At 72.0% G+C, this 20,282-nt stretch carries 18 protein-coding genes; 14 read left to right on the forward strand and 4 right to left on the reverse strand.

Annotated elements, in window-relative coordinates; genetic code table 11:
• The 5 genes from C503_RS0115050 (at window position 1) to C503_RS0115070 (ending at window position 4,930) form a co-directional block, all read left to right on the forward strand.
• Entirely contained in the window at window positions 1–1,185 is a 1,185-nt protein-coding gene (locus tag C503_RS0115050) for a PucR family transcriptional regulator (RefSeq protein ID WP_026316325.1), read from the forward strand.
• A gap of 179 nt (window positions 1,186–1,364) precedes the next feature.
• A complete protein-coding gene (locus C503_RS0115055; protein ID WP_026316326.1) occupies window positions 1,365–2,288 on the forward strand; it encodes an ACP S-malonyltransferase in 924 nt (307 codons plus the stop codon).
• Window positions 2,285–3,259 carry a beta-ketoacyl-ACP synthase III gene (locus tag C503_RS0115060; RefSeq protein WP_018683046.1) on the forward strand — a complete coding sequence of 325 codons (975 nt, stop codon included), beginning with the start codon at window positions 2,285–2,287 and terminating at the stop codon, window positions 3,257–3,259. Before C503_RS0115055 ends, C503_RS0115060 begins: the two co-directional genes overlap by 4 nt.
• A 98-nt stretch (window positions 3,260–3,357) precedes the next feature.
• Window positions 3,358–3,609 carry an acyl carrier protein gene (locus C503_RS0115065; protein WP_018683047.1) on the forward strand — a complete coding sequence of 84 codons (252 nt, stop codon included), beginning with the start codon at window positions 3,358–3,360 and terminating at the stop codon, window positions 3,607–3,609.
• 73 nt (window positions 3,610–3,682) lie between these two features.
• Complete coding sequence (locus C503_RS0115070; RefSeq protein ID WP_018683048.1) at window positions 3,683–4,930, forward strand: beta-ketoacyl-[acyl-carrier-protein] synthase family protein; 1,248 nt, start codon at window positions 3,683–3,685, stop codon at window positions 4,928–4,930.
• A gap of 441 nt (window positions 4,931–5,371) precedes the next feature.
• On the opposite strand, the gene C503_RS0115075 is transcribed toward C503_RS0115070, so the two are convergent.
• Complete coding sequence (locus tag C503_RS0115075) at window positions 5,372–6,595, reverse strand: hypothetical protein (protein WP_018683049.1); 1,224 nt, start codon at window positions 6,593–6,595, stop codon at window positions 5,372–5,374.
• Window positions 6,596–7,034: 439 nt separating this feature from the next.
• Between C503_RS0115075 and C503_RS0115080 the strand changes: the two genes are divergently transcribed.
• The 3 genes from C503_RS0115080 (at window position 7,035) to C503_RS0115090 (ending at window position 9,933) form a co-directional block, all read left to right on the forward strand.
• Window positions 7,035–7,538 carry a DUF3145 domain-containing protein gene (locus C503_RS0115080; protein WP_018683050.1) on the forward strand — a complete coding sequence of 168 codons (504 nt, stop codon included), beginning with the start codon at window positions 7,035–7,037 and terminating at the stop codon, window positions 7,536–7,538.
• A gap of 27 nt (window positions 7,539–7,565) precedes the next feature.
• A complete protein-coding gene (locus C503_RS0115085; protein WP_018683051.1) occupies window positions 7,566–8,165 on the forward strand; it encodes a hypothetical protein in 600 nt (199 codons plus the stop codon).
• A gap of 1,429 nt (window positions 8,166–9,594) precedes the next feature.
• A complete protein-coding gene (locus C503_RS0115090; RefSeq protein ID WP_018683052.1) occupies window positions 9,595–9,933 on the forward strand; it encodes a histone-like nucleoid-structuring protein Lsr2 in 339 nt (112 codons plus the stop codon).
• A gap of 71 nt (window positions 9,934–10,004) precedes the next feature.
• Here the strand turns inward: C503_RS0115090 and C503_RS0115095 are convergent, their stop codons facing one another.
• The gene (locus tag C503_RS0115095) at window positions 10,005–10,886 is read right to left on the reverse strand and encodes an oxygenase MpaB family protein (protein ID WP_018683053.1); all 882 of its coding nucleotides are present in this window, start codon (window positions 10,884–10,886) and stop codon (window positions 10,005–10,007) included.
• 440 nt (window positions 10,887–11,326) lie between these two features.
• On the opposite strand from C503_RS0115095, the gene C503_RS0115100 reads away from it, so the two are divergent.
• From C503_RS0115100 to C503_RS0115125, 6 genes are read left to right on the forward strand one after another with little or no spacing between them, the layout of a single operon-like run.
• Window positions 11,327–12,115, forward strand: a complete 789-nt coding sequence (locus C503_RS0115100; RefSeq protein WP_245572488.1) for a glycosyltransferase — start codon at window positions 11,327–11,329, stop codon at window positions 12,113–12,115.
• Complete coding sequence (locus C503_RS39445) at window positions 12,112–13,536, forward strand: glycosyltransferase family 4 protein (protein ID WP_018683055.1); 1,425 nt, start codon at window positions 12,112–12,114, stop codon at window positions 13,534–13,536. Before C503_RS0115100 ends, C503_RS39445 begins: the two co-directional genes overlap by 4 nt.
• The gene (locus C503_RS48500) at window positions 13,533–16,028 is read left to right on the forward strand and encodes a glycosyltransferase (protein ID WP_018683056.1); all 2,496 of its coding nucleotides are present in this window, start codon (window positions 13,533–13,535) and stop codon (window positions 16,026–16,028) included. The genes C503_RS39445 and C503_RS48500 overlap by 4 nt, the downstream gene beginning before the upstream one ends.
• A complete protein-coding gene (locus C503_RS0115115) occupies window positions 16,006–16,782 on the forward strand; it encodes a phytanoyl-CoA dioxygenase family protein (protein ID WP_018683057.1) in 777 nt (258 codons plus the stop codon). Before C503_RS48500 ends, C503_RS0115115 begins: the two co-directional genes overlap by 23 nt.
• A complete protein-coding gene (locus C503_RS0115120) occupies window positions 16,782–17,813 on the forward strand; it encodes a polysaccharide pyruvyl transferase family protein (protein WP_018683058.1) in 1,032 nt (343 codons plus the stop codon). The genes C503_RS0115115 and C503_RS0115120 overlap by 1 nt, the downstream gene beginning before the upstream one ends.
• Window positions 17,810–19,348 carry an ArnT family glycosyltransferase gene (locus C503_RS0115125; protein ID WP_018683059.1) on the forward strand — a complete coding sequence of 513 codons (1,539 nt, stop codon included), beginning with the start codon at window positions 17,810–17,812 and terminating at the stop codon, window positions 19,346–19,348. Before C503_RS0115120 ends, C503_RS0115125 begins: the two co-directional genes overlap by 4 nt.
• Here C503_RS0115125 and C503_RS0115130 read toward each other — a convergent pair.
• Window positions 19,318–19,770: a hypothetical protein gene (locus C503_RS0115130; RefSeq protein WP_018683060.1), complete on the reverse strand. Its 453-nt coding sequence runs from the start codon at window positions 19,768–19,770 to the stop codon at window positions 19,318–19,320. The genes C503_RS0115125 and C503_RS0115130 overlap by 31 nt on opposite strands.
• Window positions 19,767–20,177 carry a VOC family protein gene (locus C503_RS0115135; RefSeq protein ID WP_018683061.1) on the reverse strand — a complete coding sequence of 137 codons (411 nt, stop codon included), beginning with the start codon at window positions 20,175–20,177 and terminating at the stop codon, window positions 19,767–19,769. Before C503_RS0115135 ends, C503_RS0115130 begins: the two co-directional genes overlap by 4 nt.
• Window positions 20,178–20,282: the final 105 nt, after the last annotated feature.

Below are 20,282 nucleotides of genomic sequence, written 5' to 3' on the forward strand. Positions count from 1 at the left end.
ATGAGTGCTGCTGAGGGGTTGTCGGCGGAGACGTTGGCCGCGGTGGAGCGGGCGTCGGGGAAGCTGGCGGCGGCGGCGGTGGCGGCGATGGACGAGCAGTTCGCGTGGTTCGGGCGGATGCCCGCCGACCAGCGGGCGTCCGTTCTGCTGGTGGCACAGAACGGAGTGGCCGGGTTCACGGCGTGGTTGCGTGACCCGCGGGAGGCGCTCCGGTTGACCACCGACACGTTTCGGGGGGCGCCGCGGGATCTCTCCCGGTGGATCAGCCTGCGGCAGACCGTGGAGATGGTGCGGGTGTCGCTCCAGGTGTTCGAGGACCTGGTGCCGGATCTCGCCGCCGACGAGCAGGAGCGGGCGGTGCTGTCCGAGGCGGTTCTCCGATATGGGCGGGAAGTGGCGTTCGCGTCCGCTATGTCCTATGCGTCCGCGGCCGAGGCGCGGGGCGCGTGGGACGCGCGGCTTGAGGCGTTGGTGGTCGACGGGATCGTGCGTGGGGACGCCGAGGAGTCCCTGTTGTCCCGGGCGGCGGCGTTGGGGTGGGACCCGGGGGCCGAGGCGACGGTGCTGGTGGGGAACCCGTCGTCGGACGATCCGCCCACGGTCGTCTACGAGGTGCGCAGCCGGGCCGCGCGCGTGAGCAGACCGGTGCTGCTGGGGGTGCAGGGCTCGCGACTGGTGGTGGTGTTGGCCGGTCCGATGGACGACGCCGCCGACCTGGAGGCGCTGGGGAAGATGTCGGCCGCGTTCGGGGTGGGGCCGGTGGTCGCGGGGCCGACGGTGTCCAGCATCGCCGAGGCGCACCGGAGCTCGGCGGACGCGCTGTCCGGGCTGCGGGCCGTCGTGGGGTGGCCGGACGCGCCGCGCCCGGTCCGGTCGGCCGACCTGCTGCCCGAACGGGCGCTGGCCGGGGACCCCGAGGCCGAGTGGCAGCTGATCGACCGGGTGGCGCGGCCGCTGGAGGAGGCCGGGGGCGCGCTGCAGGAGACCGTCGAGGCCTACCTGGCCACCGGGGGTGTGCTGGAGACCTGCGCCCGGCAGCTCTTCGTGCACCCGAACACCGTTCGCTACCGGCTGCGGAAGGCGACCGAGCTGACCGGCCGGAACCCCACCGACCCCCGGGACGCGCTGGTCCTACGGGTGGCGCTGGCGGTCGGCAGGCTGTCCAGGGCACGCGGCCTCTGGTGATCTCCAACGCCCGGGTAACGCTGAGCGACCGAGCGGTGTCGGACACGACAACTGACAACGAATACGGTCACTCGCCGGTAATTGCCCGGTGACTATTGGAGGGTCTCTACAAACCAACCGCCCCGACTTGGTGACTGACGGCATGCAGTCCGGCGGGCGTCACGGTGTTCAGTGGAGACGTGATCGCACTCCTCGCGCCCGGCCAGGGATCCCAGGCCCCGGGCATGCTCGCGCCGTGGCTCGAACTCCCCGGGACGGCCGAGCGGCTCGCCGCCTGGTCCGAGGTGGTCGGGCTGGACCTGGCGCGGCTGGGCACCACGGCCGAGGCCGAGGAGATCAAGGACACCGCCATCACCCAGCCGCTGATCGTCGCGGCCACCCTGCTCGCCCACGAGGAGCTGGGCAGGCGCGTCGAGATCCCGGCCGACACGCTCATCGCGGGCCACTCCATCGGCGAGTTCGCGGCCGCCGCGATGGCGGGCGTGCTGGGCGCCGAGGACGCGCTGGCGCTGGCCGCCGTGCGCGGCCGGGAGATGGCCGCCGCCTGTGAGCTGGAGCCCACCGGCATGGCCGCGCTGGTGCGCGGCACCGAGGAGGACATCCTCGCCCGGCTCGACGAGCTGGGCCTGGTCGCGGCCAACCGCAACGGCGCGGGCCAGTTCGTCGCCGCGGGCGCCAAGGACGCGCTGGACAAGCTGGTCGCCGAGCCGCCCGCGGGCACCAAGGTGATCGTGCTCAAGGTCGCGGGCGCCTTCCACACCCACTACATGGCCCCCGCGCAGGAGGCGCTGCGCGCACACGCGGCCACCCTGCCCGCCCCCGCCGACCCGACCCGTACGCTGCTGTCCAACGCGGACGGCGACGTGGTCGCGACCGGCACCGAGGTCCTGGACCGGCTGGTGTCGCAGGTCACCAGCCCGGTGCGGTGGGACGCCTGCCTGGCCACGATGGGCGCGCGCGGTGTGCGCGGCATCGTCGAGTTCCCGCCCGCGGGCGCGCTGGTCGGCCTGGCCAAGCGCGAGCTGAAGGGTGTTCCCACCGTGGCCCTCAAGACGCCTGCCGACCTCGACACGGTGGTCGAGCTGATCGGAAGTGCCACATGACCACGCTGCGCCTCGCCCCGGGGGCCGCCGCCAGCCGGATCCTCGGCGTCGGTTCGTTCCAGCCGGAGCGCGTCGTCACCAACCACGAGTTGTCCCAGCACATGGACACCACCGACGAGTGGATCCGGGAGCGGGTCGGCATCGTCGAGCGCCGGTTCGCGGGCGAGGACCTCAAGCTGGTCGACATGGCCGTGGTGGCCGGGTCCAAGGCGCTGGCCGACGCGGGCATCTCGCCGTCCGACGTGGACACCGTGATCCTGGCCAACTGCACCATGCCCACCCCGATCCCCAACGGCGCGGCCCAGGTCGCGGACCGGATCGGGGTCAAGGCGGCGGGCGCGTTCGACCTCAACGCCGCCTGTGCGGGCTTCTGCTACGCCCTGGGCACCGCCTCCGACCTGGTGCGCGCGGGCTCGGCGCGGCGGGTGCTGGTGATCGGCGCGGAGAAGCTGACCGACTGGGTGGACCCGCACGACCGGGCCAACGCGATCATCTTCGCCGACGGCGCTGGCGCGGCCGTGGTCGGCCCGGCCGAGGAGCCGGGCATCGGCCCGGTGGTCTGGGGCAGCGCGGGCGACCTGGCCGACCTGATCTACACGCGCGACGACAATTACCTGTTCCAGGAGGGCCAGTCGGTGTTCCGCTGGGCCACCACCCGGATCGCGCCGATCGCGCTGCGCGCCCTGGAAGCCTCCGGAGTGGCGCCCGCGGACGTGGACGTGCTGATCCCGCACCAGGCGAACCTGCGCATCGTGGAGTCCATCGCGAAGAAGCTGCGCGCCGCGGGCGCCCGCGAGGACCTGGTGGTGGCCGACGACATCGTCTACTCCGGCAACACCTCGTCGGCCTCGATCCCGATGGCCATGGACCACATGCGCGCCGCGGGCCGGGTCAAGCCGGGCGACGTGGCGCTGCTGGTCGGGTTCGGCGCCGGCCTGTCGTACGCCGCGCAGACCGTCATCTGCCCCTGACGCGGGCAGACACAGACTTCCCCGGCGACGTGCCGGGGACGGAGCCCCGCCGGGTCGATACCCGGCGCGGTGATGGAGACAGAGGAAGGACACCTGGCATGTCGGACAAGCCCAGCGACGCCGAGATCCTCGAAGGACTCGCCGAGATCGTCGAAGAGGTCGCGGGCGTCGCGACCGACGACGTCACCGCCGAGAAGTCCTTCGTGGACGACCTGGACATCGACTCGCTGTCGATGGTCGAGATCGCCGTGCAGGCCGAGGACCGGTTCGGCGTGAAGATCCCGGACGACGAGCTGGCCAACCTGAAGACGGTCGGCGACGCGGTCGGCTACATCACGAAGAACGTCTGAGCCGCTCCCCGGCTCGCTCGAAACCCGGCTCGTCCCCCGCAGCCACCCACCACCCGCTCGCGAAGGAAACCCCATGAGCAACGTCGATGTCGTCATCACCGGGCTGGGTGCGACCACGCCGCTCGGCGGTGACGTCTCGTCCACCTGGGATGCCCTGCTGGCAGGCCAGAACGGCATCCGGGTCAACACGGAGGAGTGGGTCGAACGCTTCGACCTGCCCGCCCGGTTGCACGCGCCGCTGGCCGTGGAGCCCACCGAGGTCCTGCCGCGCGTGCAGGCCCGCAGGCTCGACCGGTCCGAGCAGATCGCGGTCATCGCCGCGCGCGAGGCGTGGGCGGACGCCGGGTTCGAGCCACCCACCGACGAACACGAGTCGGTGGACCCGGAACGCCTCGGGGTCAGCATCGGCACCGGCATCGGCGGCCCGCGCACCCTGCTCGACCAGGACGACCTCCTGGAACAGTACGGCCTGCGCAAGGTCTCGCCGTTGACGGTGCCGATGCTGATGCCCAACGGCCCGGCCGCGCACGTGGGCATCGAGCTGCGCGCGCGGGCAGGCGTGCACACCACGGTGTCGGCCTGCGCCTCGGGCGCGGAGGCCATCGCCAACGCCTGGCAGATGATCCAGAACGGCCGCGCGGACGTGGTCGTCGCGGGCGGCACCGAGGCCTGCATCCACCCGATCACGGTCGCGGGCTTCTGCCAGTCGCGCACCCTGAGCACCCGCAACGACGAGCCGGACCGCGCCTCCCGCCCGTTCGACACCGGCCGCGACGGCTTCGTCCTCGGCGAGGGCGCGGGCGTGCTGATCCTGGAACGCGCCGACCACGCCGCCGCCCGCGGCGCGAAGGTCTACGGGCACCTGTCCGGCTACGGCATCACCTCGGACGCCTACCACATCACCGGCAACCACCCGGACGGCATCGGCCAGATCCGCGCCATGCGCGACGCGGTCCGCATGGGCGGCCTGTCCCCCGAGGACATCGGCCACGTCAACGCCCACGCCACCTCCACGGTCGTCGGCGACGTCGGCGAGGCCGCCGCCATCCGCAACGCCCTCGGCGAGCACGTGGTCGTCACCGCCCCCAAGTCCGCCTTCGGCCACCTGGTCGGCGGCGCGGGCGCGGTGGAGAGCATCGCCACCATCCTGGCGATCTACTACGGCGTCATCCCGGCCACCCGCAACCTGGAGAACCTCGACCCCAAGGTCGGCCTGGACGTGGTCAGCGGCGAGGCCCGGAAGATCGAACTCGCCGCGGCGATCAACAACTCGTTCGGCTTCGGCGGCCACAACGTCGCCCTGCTGTTCACCGCCGCCTGACCGCCGGGGCGGGCCCTTCTCCGGCCCGCCCCACCCTCCCGGGGGCGACCCCGAGGCCATTCTCTCGGGTATATGGGCAGGTCAAAGGGGGTGCGGTGGGGCTGTGGACGGATTTCGGGATTGTGGATAACCCGCCCGCAGGTCAACGCCCGGCATGATTGATCAAGGCGGGAGACCACTCGAACGGGAGGCTGGACCCAGTCCCTGCGCGACTCTCGAACCGGGGTCCTCGACCCGCTCACGAACGAACCCCTTGCAAGATCACCGCCCGACGACCGCCCCAACACATCCCCCGCCACTCCCAGGGGGGCGACCCCGGAGCCATTCTATCGCGCATAGCCGCAGGTCAAAGGGGGCGCGGCCGGGTTGTGGACAGATTCGGGGATTGTGGACAACCGGATCGCAGGTCAGGGCGAGGGACAGGATCCAGGTCAGGAAAGTTCACCCGGACAGGCTCAGCCGCAAAGCCCGCGAGGCGATCTCGCGCAACAACGGATCGTCCGCCCGTGACGGTTCGTCCAGCCACACCGCCTGCGCCAGCTTGACGCTGTTCCCCTCCTGCCCACTCACCCGAGCCGCCCCCGCGAAGACGGGTTGTAGGCCGCCCGGCCACGGCACGCCCTCCACGTCGAGCACGCCGCCCGCGTCGGGCCGGGTCGTCACGCTCATCAGTTCCGTGGCCGAGGTACTCCCGGTGATCCGGACGACACCCACCAGCACCGCCGCGCGCTTCCCCTGGTCGGTCGTCTCGAATCGGCCACGCAGAAGGGCCGCGCAGCCGTTGCGTTCGAGCCAGGCATGAATCGCACCATCGGTGTGAGCAGCGCAATCCGACTGTTCGACGAACCCACGCGGCACGAACGCGGGCGGGGACGCGGGTCGAGCGGGTGTCATCGGGCTGTCGTCGGCCGCGACCGCCACCGCGATGCCCGCGACCAGGAGTAACGCGACCACGACACCGATCGTCACGGGTAACCAGCGCTTGCGGCGGCGCGGTTCCGGGCGCGCCATCCCGCCCGGGACACGGGGCAGGATCGTCGTGCTCGCCGCGCCCGCCTCCGGTGAGAGGCCGTCCGGGAATCCCTCGGCGACCAGGTCGTCATCGTCGAGTCCGTGGCCCTGGTGCAGGGCGAACAGGATCCGGCGGGCCTCATCGAGCATGCAGGCCCGGCTGTGCGTGGCCAGGTCGCGGGTGACCGCCAGCAGTGGCATCGGCTCGGGGTGCAGGATGCGGATGCCGCGTTCCTCGGCGGGCTGGTCGACCTCACCCACATAGGGGCCGACGGCCACGACCGTGTGAACGGGCAGCGGTCGGGGCTGGGCGGCCCGGACGAGGTCGGCAACGGCGGCCGTGGCGGACAGGGCGCCGTCGGCCGGGTTGACCGGGCCGTCCGGGCGGGTCAACGGCCAGCCGTCGATCCGCCACGGGCCGGTCATCGGAGCGGACAGGCGCATGGCCGGATCCGGCAGGTCCACCCCGATCACCACGAACACACCCCGCGGCAACAACAGGACCGCCTCGACGGTCGAGCCGAAACCGGGCGGTCGGACGCCGAGCAGCGCCACCCCGCCCGCGACGGTGGAGCCCCGGCCCCACGAGGTCAGCGCCGCGCGCACGGTCCCGCCGACCTCGGCGGTCGGCTCGCCGACCCGGACCAAGCGCACGCTGTCACCTCCGCACGGCCACCGGACGTCACACAGACCGGTGGGATCTGCACCACACGCTAGCGTCAGTGACGCCCGGTCAGGTGACAGGACGTCGGAAGGTAGCCGATCGGCGCCGGGCGGTGATCTCCGACCCATCTCGCCACACCGCGCAACGCGGGCGCCGCTCGCGCGTCCACTCGGACAAGCAAGATCAACGGGCCTGCCGGAAGCGCGCCGAGGGCGGCGGCGAATCCGGACATGCCCGCCTCGCCCTGCCCCGGTCCGCCGCCGAACGGCGCGGAATGGCTGGGGCGCAGGTTGTTTTCGGGGTTCGTGTGGCCAAAGTGTCCGGTAGCAGGGCAGAATGAGCGCCGGGAATGGCACGTGTGGTCCAGGCAACCGTTGATCGCGCAGGACGTAGGGGAAGACGATCCTCGTCGAGCAGCGGAGGTCAGCAGTGAGCACCCGTGGCAACACCCAAGGCGTGGTGTACGTCCACTCGTCGCCGTCTGCGGTATGTCCGCACGTCGAGTGGGCGATTTCGGGCACCCTCGGGGTGCGCGCCGAGCTGCGCTGGACCGCGCAGCCCGCCGCCCCCGGGCAGCTGCGCGCCGAGTGCGCGTGGACCGGCGACGTGGGCACCGGCGGCAAGCTCGCCACCGCGCTGCGCGCGTGGCCGATGCTCCGGTTCGAGGTCACCGAGGAGCCCAGTCCCGGCGTCGACGGCGAACGCTACTGCTACGCCCCCGCCCTCGGCCTGTGGCGCGCCCGCACGAGCGCCAGCGGCGACATCGTGGTGGACGAGAACCAGCTGCGCGCGATCGCCGCGTCCGCACGCGGCGGCGAGTCGTTCGCGTTCAAGGTGGACGAACTGCTCGGCGCCTCCTGGGACGAGGCCCTGGAGCCGTACCGGCGCGGCGGCGATGGCGCCCCGGTGACCTGGCTGCACCGCGTCGGGTGACCCATCCGCCTGTGAGACGCTGACCGCGTGCACCCGAAGGCCCCCGGCCAGGAGCGACAGCGCTGGTTGCTGCCCGCCATCCTCGTCGCCGTCGTGATCGCCGCCGCGGCCGCCATGGTCGCCCGCGAGCTGTACGCGGCCGCGGCCGACAAGGGGCAGGCCACCTCGACGGCCATCCTGCCCAGCCAGAACGTGCTGCCGGAGAGCGCCCGCCCCGGCCCGCGCGACGTGCGCGCCACCCAGGACGCGATCCAGCACCCGCTGTACGAGGCCGTCCGCCAGCTGCTGCAGACGCACTTCGACGCGATCAACGGCAAGAACTACGCGCGGTGGCGCACGACCGTCACCGACGCCCGCGCGAAGGACCTCCCCGAGGACACCTGGCGCGCGTCGTACCGCACCACGCAGGACGGCAGCATCGTCGTCTACCGTATCGAGACCGGCCCGACCAACTCCGCCCGCGTGCTGCTGACCTTCGTGAGCAAGCAGGACCCGGCCGACGCCCCGCTGGAGCTCCCGGCCGAGTGCATCCGCTGGAACGTGATCTTCCCGCTCACCCTCGCCGACGGCGAATGGCGCATCGACGCAGGCGCGACCAGCGCATCGCCCCAGCACGATCGCTGCTGACCTCTCCCGGGTGAACTTCCCCGCCCGCCGTTCCCCTCCCCCGCCCTGACCTGCACCCCGGATATCCACCACCCCCGAAGTTGTCCACAGCCGCCCCACACCCCCTTTGACCTGCGGCTATGCGCGATAGAACGGCTCCGGGGTCGCCCCCCTGGGAGTGGCGGGGGCTGCGTTGGGGCGTTTCGGCGGCGGGGCGGTCAAGCGAGGTATCGGGGCGACGTCCGGGCGGGACGTTTCGGCTTGGGAGTGTGGGCGGGGATCGGGGTGGGTGATCTTGGATAGGGCGCGTCGGACGCGGGACTCGGCGGCCGCCGAATCCCGCGAATACCTGCCCCCGTCCGGGTGGATTCGCCTGCGGTGAACCACCGGCATCACCCATGACCAGGGGGCCGGGTCGGCCACATCCCCCGATTCCGTCACCGGCCGTTGCACTCTGTTTGACCAGCGCAAACGCCCGATAGACCGGCCTCGGAAGGTGCCGAACCAGCCGAATGGGACCCGGATCGGGGCCGACAGACGCCCGTTCCAGGTCCCATTCGGGTGGTTCTCCGCGCGATATGCGGCATCCCGCCATGCCCCTGGCCGCGGGCCCGGTTCCGGCGAATCCGCCCCACCGACCCGTTGCAGTCCATTTGACCTGGGCTTACATCGGATAGACCGGTCCTCCATGGCGGTCCCGGCCTGCCCGAGGAGGCACAATGCGGGGAATGATCTCGGGGGGCAGGGGGCACCGGGTCGCCCGGCGGACGGGTTTCGGTCATCCGGTGTTCATGGCGGTCGGAAATGGGCGTGGAGTGGTCTTACGCCCCGGTGACACGCGGCGGTTCAACGATGAGGACAAGATCACAACCGGGGTCGGCGAAAGTGATCACCGGACGGGCTCCCGGGGTGGCCTCGGCATCGTTCAAGGGGTGCGGTTTTCGCAGCTTGCCGCCATCCCGGGGCAATGCGGTCGGGCTCCGGCGGGGTGGGCAATGCGGTCTCGGGGCGCTGGTGAAGCAGGGGCCGAGGGAACTGTAACGTTGTGGCGGTCCGGAGCGAGAAGGACCGGATTGGGCTCGTCCGACGCGCGGGAAATGACTGACCGATCCTCATGTTGCCTGGGAGGCAATTCGCCGGGAACCGGCAAGGGATAATGCCGGGCCATTCCGGGGTCCAGTCTGACCTGCGGCGACGGTCCGTCCGTCGAACCGGGACGCGGTCCGGCGGACGAATCGGACACGTCGCATTCCCGCTAGTGGACCGGATACGGCCCGATGGGGTACTAATAAAGCCGATGCCGACTTGAGCGGCTTGGCTGGTTCCAGGACCCGGCTACCGATACGCTTCCCCTGATCGGTTAGCCAATACCGGGTACGGGGTCGGCGGCACGTTCGCTAATGCGGCCGAACCCGTGCAGGAAACGAACTCTCATCACACGGAGGAAACCGTGGCGCAGAAGACCGTTGTGGAGCTTGTCGACGACCTCGACGGCGGAGCGGCCGACGAGACCGTCGCCTTCGCGATCGATGGCGTGGACTTCCTGATCGACCTCTCCAGAGAGAACGCCGCGCGGCTGCGAGATTCCCTAGCGGAGTTCGTCGGGCACGCCCGCCGTACCAACGGCCGGAAAACGAAGAACGGGCTCGTGGTCCGGCGGTTCGGGGACCGCACGGACAACCAGGCGATCCGGGAATGGGCGCGCAGCCAGGGCGAGGCGATCGCCGAACGGGGCCGCATCCCACAGGCACTGGTGATCAAGTTCCAGGAGGCGCACGGGGTGCGCTAGCGGGCCGGGCAGCGGCGTCCCCGCGCCTGGGGCAGTGGTGTGGTCGACGGGACGGGGACGGTGCCGGAGGGTCAGGGTCGCGGGGCCGCGGGGAGCGGATCGGGAAGCCGGTCGGCGGATGGTGTGGCCCACGCGCCGAGCCTGCGGACGGCGGTGATCGAGGGCGGCTCGAAGTCGGCCGCGGATCTGATCCTGCCCCGCACGCGGAAGGCGGCCTGCCGGAGCGCGCGCGTCGCGACGGTGGTGGCGGAGCGCGGATAGGGCCGCCTGCCGTGCAGGCCGGTCGCCCACGGCGGCAGCAGCGAGTAGGCCACGTGGCCGATCGCGGGTTCGTAGAGCCGTAGTCCCAGCGCCGCCAGGCCACGGCCGCGCAGGGGCGGGCGGTGCAGGAAGTCGTAGATGTCGTCGCTGTCCGGGGTGCGGCGCAGGGCCGGGCGGATCCGCCGCAGGTAGGCGGTCATCTCCTCGGTCGAGCCTGGCACGGTGTCGGGGGCCAGGCCGACAAGGGAGGCGCTGACCCGCTGTTCGCGCAGGTAGCGGTCGGCGTGGTGCTTGCGCAGCGGGTAGCCCGCGCGGCGGGCGGTGGACAGGAACGAGGCCACCTCGGCGCAGTGCACCCAGAGCAGTAGCTCGGGGTCGTCGAGCGGGTAGACCTCGCCGGTCTCGGGGTCGGTCGCCTTCAGTCGGCTGTGCACCCTGCGGACACGTTCGGCGGCGGCGTGCGCCTCGGTCTCCGTCCCGTACGTGCTGATGCCGACGAACGCGGCGGTGCGCATCAGCCTGCCGAACGGGTCGGTGCGGAAATCCGAGTTCTGCACGACGGCGGCGACCGCGCGCGGGTGCAGCGCCTGCAGGTAGAGGCTGCGGATGCCGCCGAGCAGCAGCGCCGGGTCGGCGTGCAGCTGCCAGGTCACCGAGTCCGGGCCGAACAGCCCCAGGTCCGTCCTACGCACCCGTCAAGTGTGCCCGATATCCATGATTGCGGCGAGAATGGCGGGCATCGTAGGGGACGGTGCGATCCGACGCGATTCGAGGGGACCACGATCAGCTATCGCGATAATCGCTCGGATATGACCTGTTCCCGTATTCGGAACTTCTCGTGAATCATCCGAAAGTCCGGAGCCGGACGAAACGGACGCGGTCGGACCGAACAGTCCACAGGCCGACTACCTGCGGAAACGTGCTGACCGGATCCGACCTACCCGGTTCGACCAGCGATTTGCCCGATGTGACCGCCCTCACCACGCGCCCCGGAATGGGCCACTAATGGCCGATACGACCGGTGGACTTCGACGGCCGGTTTACCCGCTCCGGTTTTCGTTCACTCGAAAGTGTCATATGGTCTCGGCGGACCGTGGCGGCGAAATCCATCCGCATCAGGGGGACATCACCCGTGACCCAGGCGAGCCCTGTCATCTCGACCCAGTCCGCTCCCGCGCACCCGCCCGCGATAACCCCGCCCGCGCGGCCGGGCAGGCGCGCCGAGGTGGACCTGGAGGTCGTCATCCCCGCCTACAACGAGGCCCGGCGGCTGCGCGCGTCGCTCGCCGCGACCGCCGACTACCTGGCGGACATGGCGTGGTCGTCGCGGATCGTGGTGGTGGACAACGGGAGCGCGGACGCGACCACGCGGGTGGCCAGAGCGGGCGGCACCCGGGTGCCGGTGGAGGTTGTCGGGTGCGCGATCGCGGGCAAGGGCGCGGCGGTGCGGCGCGGCATGATGACCAGCTCGGCACGGTATGTGGGGTTCGTGGACGCCGACCTGGCCACGCCGATCGAGGCGCTGGGCCCGGCGATGACCGCGCTGGCGGGCGGGGCGACGGCGGTGATCGGGTCCCGGTACGCGGGCGGCGCGGCGATCGTGCGCAGGCAGCCGGTGACGCGGCGGTTGGGCGGCGCGGCGTTCCGGGCGTTGAGCAGACGGGCCGTGCCGGGTGTGTCGGACACCCAGTGCGGGTTCAAGTTCTTCGAGCGGACGGCCGTGCAGCGGGCGTTGGCGCAGTGCTCGGTCACCGGGTTCGCGTTCGACGTGGAGCTGTTGCGCCGGGTGCGGGCCGCGGGCGGCACGGTGGTGGAGCTGCCGGTGGCGTGGTCGGATGACGCGCGGTCGACGTTCCGGCCGCTGCACGACGGCCTGCCCGCGTTCCGGGCCGCGTTGACGTTGTTGGCGGCGGACGCGTGAGCGCGGTGAGCGGGCCGCGGGCGTTGTCGGCGCTGCGCGGCAAGTCCGTGCTGATCCTGAACTGGCGCGATATCCGGCATCCGCAGGCGGGCGGCGCGGAGCTGTACGCGCACCAGGTCGCGCGGCGCTGGGTGGCGGCGGGCGTGAAGGTCACCTGGCTGACGTCGCGGCCGCCGGGGGCGAGCGCGCGCGAGGTGATCGACGGTGTGCAGGTGCTGCGCCGCGGTGGCACGTTCTCGGTCTACCCGGCGGCGGCCGCGGCGTTGCTGCGGTTCGGCGGGCTGTTCGACGCGGTGGTGGACTGCCAGAACGGGATCCCGTTCTTCGCGCCCGCATTCGTGCCGGGCTCGGCGGCGGTGGTGCAGGTCGTGCACCACGTGCACCAGGACCAGTTCGGGGTCCACTTCGGACGGTCGATGGCCGGGGTCGGGCGGTTCCTGGAGGGCCCGGCGAGCAGGCGCGTCTACGGCGAGCGGGCGATGGTGGCGGTGTCGCCGTCGACCCGGCGGGACATGCGCACCCGGCTGGGCGTGCGCGGGCCGGTGTTCGTGGTGCCGAATGGGAACGAGGCCGCGGTCGACCGCGCGGGCCCGCGCGATCCGGAGCCGACGCTCGTGCTGGTGAGCCGGTTGGTCGCGCACAAGCGGGTGGACCGGCTGGTGCGCGCGCTGCCGGAGGTGATCGAGGCGGTGCCGAACCTGCGGGTGGAGGTCATCGGCGACGGGCAGGCGCGGCGGGCGTTGGAGCTGCTGGTGGGCGAGCTGGGGCTGCGGTCGCGGGTCCGGTTGCGCGGCAGGCTGTCCGACGAGCGGCGGGACGAGCTGATGCGCCGGGCCTGGCTGACCACCTCGACCTCACAGGGCGAGGGCTGGGGCTGCACGGTGCTGGAGGCGGCTCGGTTCGGCGTGCCGTGCCTGGCGGTGGCGGCGGCGGGCATCGACGACTCGGTGCGGCATGGCCGGACCGGCTGGGTGGTGCCGGACCCGGACGCGCTGGCGGGCGGGCTGGTGGCGGCGCTGCGGCTGTTGGCCGACGACGGCACCGCGACCCGGGTGTCCGCCGAGTGCCGGGCCTGGGCGTCCGCGTTCACCTGGGAGCGGAGCGCGGAGCTGCTGGCCGGGGTGCTCGGCGTGGAGATCGAGCGGCGGGCCCGGTCCGGGGCGAACCGGCGGTCGGCGCGATCGGACATGGCCACGGCGGTGCGATTCCGGGTGCCGCTGGACGTGCCCGCGCCGCACGGGCGGCTGACCGACCAGGTGCGGGTCGTGGACGGGCTGGGCAGCGCGCTGCTGCACGGCTGCGACGAGCTGGACGCCGAGGCGGTGCTGGCGCGGTGGAACGTCGAGCCGATCAGTGTGGCGCTGGCGACCGAGGAGCAGCTGCTGACCGGCGTGGCGATGCCGACGGCGGTCAGCACGTGAGGTCCGCGGACCTGTCCCGGGCGGGGTTGTTGGTGGCGGGCGCGACCGTGGTGGTGAGCCTGGTCAGCTATGCCTACGGGATCCTGCTCGCGCGGGTGTTGCCGGGCGCGGAGTACGCGGTGTTCGCGGCCGGGCAGACGTTGTTGTTGCTCGCGGGCACGGCTGCCACGGCCGCGATCCCGTGGGCGTTGGCCCGGGCCGTGCGCGCGCATCCGGCGGGGTCGTCCGGTCGGCGTTCCGCGCTCGCGTATGCGTTGAGCCTGGGGGTCGCGGGCGCGCTGCCTGCGGCGGTTGTGCTGGGTGGGGTGACGGCGTTGTACGCGCCCGCGCCTGCTGTCGTGGCCACGGCTGTTGCGGCAGCGGCGATCGTGGTGTCCGGCTGTGCGGTCGGTTGGCTGCAAGGGGAAGGACGGTTCGCTCGGCTGGCGGGGCTGCGCGTGGCCGAGGTGGTGGTCCGGGTCGGGGTGGGCGCGGGGGCGGTGGTCGCGGGGTGGGGTGCGGCGGGCGCGCTGGGCGCGTTCCTCGTGGGCTCGGCTGTGTTACTGGTCGGGGGGTTCGCGGCGGTGGCGGCGAACGGGCGCGCGTGGCGGGACCTGTCGTGGCGGCCGTCGGCGTTGCGGGATCGGCACCGCTGGGCGGAGACGGCGGGGCTGACGGCGGTGCAGGGTCTGTTGGGGGCGTTGACCGCGACCGACATCGTGCTCGCCCCGGTGCTCGCGGGCGCGGGTCCCGACACGGCGGCGTTCCAGCTCGCGGCGACGCTCGGCCGCGCGCCGTTGTTCGTGGCGACCGCGTTGGCCGTGGTGTTGTTCCCCCGGTTGATCGAGCCGGGCGCGGGTAGGGCTGTGCGGGAGACGCTGGCCACCTACGGCTGGTTGGTGTTGCCTGCGGTGGCAGTGTTGGTGACGGCGCCGGTGAAGGTGCTGGATCTGGTGGTGCCGCCGCATTTGATGGACGCGGTGCGGCTGGTTCCGTTCACGGCGGTGGCGGGGCTGGGGTTCGGTGTGGTGGCGTTGGCGGCCACTGTGTTGCAGGCGGAATCGGCTTACCGGCGTGCTTCCGCCGCGTTGTCCGGTGGTATTGCCCTGTTGGTGATAGGGCTGGTGGTCGGGTGGGTCGTGGGTGGTGTCACGGGACTGACCGTGGGCGGTTGCGGTGGTGGGGTGGCGGCGGCCGCGTTGCTCGCGCGGCAGGTACGGCTGCCCTGGGGTGCGTTGGCCGGTCCGGTGCCGGCGACCGTGGTCGCCGGACTCGGTTTGTGGGCAACGGAACGCTGGCCGGTCGTGTGGTCCGCGATTGCTGTCCTGTTCGGACTTGCCGCTGTCTGGCGGCTGCGCGGTGCGCGGCGGCACGCGGCGGGTGAACGGCTGCGGGTGTTGCATCTCGGTTTCGAGGACCCGGCGTCGCCGGGCTCGGGTGGTGGCGCGGTGCGTACGCATGAGATGAACCGCAGGCTTGCCCGTGACCATGACATCACCGTGCTCACGACTCGTTGGCCGGGTTGTGTCGACCGGGTCGAGGACGGTGTGCGGTATGAGCATGTCGGTATCGGCAAAGGGAAGTCCTACCTGGGCCGCATAGTCGGCTACGCGGTGGTGCTGCCGTTCGTCTCGCGCCGCTATGAGGCAGACCTGGTGGTGGAGGACTTCTTCGCGCCCATCTCGTCCATGGCCGCCCCGCTCTGGACGGGGAGGCCGACGGTGGGCATGGTGCAGTGGCTCAACGCGCGGGAGAAAGCGCGACAGTATCGGCTGCCGTTCCATCTGGTGGAGAGCGCGGGCGTGCGCACCCATCGGCGGCTGGTGACCGTGTCGCAGGGCATCGCCGAGCGGTTGCGCGGGATGAACGCCGCCGCCCGCGTGGACGTGGTCGCCAACGGCGTCGACGCGGCCGCGTTCGAGGTGCGTGAGCCGCGCGGCGCGGATGTCGTGTTCGTGGGGCGGCTGGAGGTCGCGCAGAAGGGGCTGGACCTGCTGCTGGACGCGTTCGCCCAGGTCGTCGACCGGATGCCGGGCGCGCTGGTGCTGGCCGGGACGGGCCCGGACGAGCAGCGGCTGCGGGCGCGGGCGGGCGAGCTGGGGATCGCCGACCGGGTGCGGTTCGCGGGCTGGGTCGCGGGCGCCGACAAGCACCGGCTGGTCGCGGCCGCGCGGGTGGCGGCGGTGCCGTCCCGGTTCGAGACGTTCGGCATGGTCGCGGTGGAGGCCGCCGCGTGCGGCACGCCGGTGGTGGCGTTCGACATCGACTGCCTGCGCGAGGTCGTGCCGGAGCAGGTCGGGGTGCGGGTGCCCGCGTTCGACGTCGCGGCGTACGGCCGGGCCATGGCGGACCTGGCGGCGGATCCGGCCGAGGTGGGGCGGATGGGCGGGCGCGGGCGGGAGTTCGCCCGCGCGTTCTCCTGGGACCGGCTGGTCCGGGCGCAGGAACGGGCTTACCTGGACGCGGTCCGGGACTGGCAGGAGGTGGCAGGTGCTGGGCACCGGCGGGATTGACGAGGACACGCGGCGACGGCTGTGGGCGGAGGGGTTCCTGGCGTTGCCGGACCTGTTCACGCCCGCAGAGGTCGACGAGGTGGCGCGCGAGCTGGACGGGTTGTTCGACCGGTTCGACGAGCTGCCCCGGACGAGTGTGCTGGACCTGGGCGCGACGGCGGGCGAGTTCGGCTCGGACGTGCCGGAGATCCTCTATCCGTCGGTTCTCTCTCCCGCGTTGCGTAGAACGGCGGTGTTCCGGCGGGGGCGTGCGCTCGCACGGCAGGTACTGGGGCCGGGGACGTGGTTCCGGTTCGACCACAGCATCCGCAAACCGCCGGGTTGTTCCTACGAGACGGTGTGGCACCAGGACCGTGTGCACAAACGGTCCGGCCTGCCCGAGCGGCGGTTGAACATCTGGATCCCGACCGGTCCTGTCACTGCCGAGGACGGGTGCATGCGGTATGTGCCGCGCAGCCATCTCGGTGGGGTACTCCCCCACGAGCCGGTGCCCGGTAGGCGTGGTGCGTTGCGGACCGTGGGTGTGGTCGAGGGGTCCGCAGTGGATGTACCACTGCCGTTGGGCGGTGCGGCGCTGCATCTGTTCGAGACCGTGCACAGCGCACACCCCAACCGTGGGCAGTCCACCCGCACGGCCTGGATTCTCCAGTTCACCCAGCCACGGACAGTGCTACCGACCGCCTCGCTCGTGCATCGCGCGATCCATTTCGGACAGACCAGGGCCTGGCGCAAGGCCGAGGGGAGCACTTCTTGATGGGAATCGGCACCGGGGACCAGACGAGTGCTGCCACCATCCGCGCCCAGTTGAGCGGGTTGGGTGCCCGCCGGGTGCTGGTGGTCGGCAACTTCGGCAACGGCAACACCGGTGACGAGGCACTGCTGGCGCGCGCGCTCGGCGAGCTGCCCGTGGGGACCGAGGTGAGCGTGCTGTCGCGCAACCCCAGGCTGGTGGAGTGGACGCACGTGGTGCCCGCCCGTCCGATGACCGCCTTGTCGTTCGCGGCCGGGTTGCGCTGGTGCGACGCGGTGCTGGTGATCGGCGGCGGCATGTTCGGCGCGGGCCTGCCGCCGCTGGTCCGGCTGCTGCCCCGGGTGATCGACGCGGCCGAGGCGGCGGGCAGGGCGACCACCTACCTGGCGATCGGCGTCTATCCCGGGACGCCCGCGCGGGTGCTGGGCCGGTTGCGCGCGGCCGCGCTGGGCGGGCGGGTGACCGTGCGGGACGCGTTGTCGGCCCGGACGTTGGGCGTGAACGTGCCCGATGTCGGCGATCTCGCGCTGGGGCTGCGGCCGGAACCTGCCGAACCGGCGGAGCAAACGCTTGCGGCAGCCGGGGTCCCGCTCGACGCGCCCCTGCTGCTGCTCTCGCTGAAGGCCCTGCCCGACGCCGAACGAATGGCAGAGCTGCGGGACACCTGCGTGCTGGCGACGCGCGCGTGGCGTGATCGCGGCGGCACGGTGGCGGCGCTGGCCCTGTCCACGCACGCCGACTACGGGCTCGGCCTGACGCACCGGGACGCCGCGCTCGCGGCTGATCTCGGGATCGGGTTGCCGGTGGTGGGTCCGCAGCTGCCGCCCGCGCTGGCCAAGGCCGTCGTCGGACGGGCCGCCGGGATGCTCGGGTTGCGGCTGCACGCGCTGGTGTTCGCGGTGGGGATGGGTGTGCCGTGCGCGGGGTTCGACTGGGAGGAGAAATCGCGGGCGTTCCTCGCCGAACGGGGTGGGACCGTGCTCGGTTCCGCCGCCGAGTGGGTGGACACAACGTTCGCGGGGGTACCCGCGTGATCGCGGTACGAGACCGGCTCCAACCGGTGCGGTGGACACGGGACAAGACCGTCGCAGTGGGAGCGGCGGTCGCGGGGCTGGCGCTGCTGCTGCGCGTGTGGGGACTGACGACGGCCAACGAGCTGTTCATCGACGAGGTCACCTACTCCCGGCTGGCCCTGTCGGTGAGCCGAGGCGAGTGGCCGAACCTCGCCGGGCAACCGTTCTACCTGCACCCGCCGCTCACGTTCTGGCTCAACGGCGCCATGATCGACCTGTTCGGCCTCTCACCCGACCCGACCGAGCTGGTCTATCAGCTGCGTTGGGTCAACGCGCTGCTCGGCGTCGCGATGGTCGCGCTCGGGTACGCGCTGCTGGTGCGCACGACCTCGCCGGGCGTGGCGGTTGCGGGCGCGGTGGTACTGGCCGCCGACCCGTTCGTGCTGCGCATCGACAGCCGGGTCATGTTGGAGACGCCCGCGTTCGCGCTGATCCTCGCCGGTTGGCTCTGTCTGCTGGTGGGGCTGGAACGGCGGCGGTGGCTGCTCGGGGTGGGTGGGGTGCTGCTGGGATTGGCGGTGTTGAGCAAGGACGTGGCGGCGGTGCCCGCGTTGCTGCCGGTTCTGCTCGCGGTCCTGTGGCGGAAGACGATCCCGGTCCGTCAGGCGGGGATCATCGTCGGCGCCGCCGTACTGCCCTACTTCGGTTATGTCCTGGCTCTGACTATCGCGGGACGGCTGCCGGGCTGGTGGCACCACAAGATCGGCGGCCTGCGGCGGATGGCGGGTCTGGACCAGGTCTCCGGGTTCAACGCGGCACACTCACCGGGACTGATGGAGACCCTGCTGAGCCAACTGTCCCGATTCGGCACCTCGTATGTGCTGCTCGGGCTCGCGGTCCCGGCCGGTCTGTTGGCGTTGCGGTCCGCGCGGGTCGATCGTCGGCTGATCGGACTCGTCGCGTCGGTGATGGGGTTCCTGGGTCTGTTCGCGCTGGCGTTCGGCACGCTGGAGGAACAGATGGGCTACTTCGTCGTCGTGCCGGGCGTGTTGGCGTCGGGGATCGTCTATGTGGAACTGCCGGTGCGGTTGACGCGGTGGCGTCCCGCCGTGAGTGGGGCGGCCGCGCTGCTGCTCGTGGGCGGGTTGTCGTTCGCGATCCACGCGCGCGGGGTGACCGACAACGGCTACCAGCGTGCTCGCGAGTTCCTGGACACGCAGGTCCCGCACGGCTCCCGCGTCGGACTGACCACACCGACCGCACAGTTCGCACTGCACTCGGGAGAGGGGAACAACCTGCGCGTGGGCACGTGGACATCCCTGGGCGCGTTGCACAAGTTCTGCGCCGATTACGTACTCACGCAAAGCCGCCCGCTCAGTCTCGGTTACGGCTACGCCTCTCCCGACCTGCTGCCCTGGCTCGACGCGCACGCCGAACGGGTATTCACCGCCACCGGGCCGAGCGGCGGCGACACGGTGGTGTGGAAGCTGGACCCCGCAGAGCTGGACAGGGCGGTGCGAGCCGGTCAGCTGATCCCGGAGGTCGTGGCGCCCTGAACCTGCCGCAGGAAGTCCTCTATCCGCCGCTCGCGCGCGAACCCGGGCCGGTAGTGGGCACGGTCCAACGGGATCACCTTGTCGCCGACGGTGATCGCCGGGTAACGGTAGACAGCGCGTCCGAACGGGGCGCGCGCGTCGAGGCGTTCGACCCCGGAGATCTCGCCGAGCGCGACCGTCCGCAACCCGAGCACGGTCCGGATGCCGATACGGCCGTCGCGGATGAAGCAGTACGGGAACAGGGCCTGGTAACCGGTCGCGGCGGCGGTGACGACGGCGGCGGCCGCGAACGCCACCCGGTCCAGGCCGCTGCCCGGTGTCCACAGGAGAACGACGAGCGCGCACCCGAGCACGCACGCGGCCGCCGTCCACAACAGTGCCACCCGTTCGATCGGGTGGCGGTAGAGAGCGCCGGGTCTCACGCGCGGGCGGTGATCTGCTGGATCGCCCACCCGTTGCCGTCCGGGTCGGTGAAAAACGCGAAACCCGCGTTGTTCAGGTCGTCGTCGTCGGTCGCGACGCGCATGCCCTCGGGACTGGCGAACTGGACCTCGCTGATCTCCACACCGCGCTCGGCCAGCTGGGCGCGCGCCGCACGCACGTCGTTCACCACGAGCTGCAACCCGCTCAGTGAGCCGGGCCGCATCTGCTCGGCGTTCGAGCCGATCACGATCGAGCAGCCCGACCCGGGCGGGGTGAGCTGGACGTACCGGGCAGGCCCCGCCTGCACGTCGTGGTCGAGGTGGAAGCCCAGCTTCTCCGCGTAGAACCCGATCGCGGCGTCCACGTCGCCGACCGGCACCGCGACGACCTCAAGCGTCCACTGCATGACAGTCCTCCCACCGTTCGCCTGAACGGTGGCAAGCATCGCACTGCATTTTTTCTCCCACCACCCGCCCCCACATCCCCGCCCGGCATCGTCCCCGGCTCGGCG

Origin of the sequence: Actinokineospora enzanensis DSM 44649 (genome assembly GCF_000374445.1) — a bacterium.
Lineage (GTDB): Bacteria > Actinomycetota > Actinomycetes > Mycobacteriales > Pseudonocardiaceae > Actinokineospora > Actinokineospora enzanensis.